Here is a 269-nt window from a genome sequence, read left to right on the forward strand (position 1 = left end):
GGCCTACTGCTCGGATGGACAGACGGACACATCTCACCTGTGTTATCGAAGCAGATTGCCTGGAAGGCTCCAAGACAGGATTTATGGAACCATTCACCATTTTTATTCATGGCTACACACAGTCGGTCACGAGAGCTTGGTTCATTTAAACCCTGCCATTTCCTGAACCTGCGTTCCTCTGCGTCTCTGTAGAAGCGTCCGTCTGCCAATGACCATCTCCAGTCGGTGACATCGTCATACAGGCCGACCCACTTGCCCTTAAATGAAAT

Annotated in this window: 1 protein-coding gene; it reads right to left on the reverse strand. The window is 50.2% G+C overall.

The genetic code is table 11. The features are described 5' to 3' along the window. The coding region (locus IEQ44_RS18200) for a lectin-like protein (RefSeq protein ID WP_369074442.1) at window positions 1-269 on the reverse strand (269 nt) is incomplete at its 3' end.

It is taken from the genome of Nocardioides malaquae (assembly GCF_015070385.1).
GTDB classification, from domain to species: domain Bacteria; phylum Actinomycetota; class Actinomycetes; order Propionibacteriales; family Nocardioidaceae; genus Nocardioides; species Nocardioides malaquae.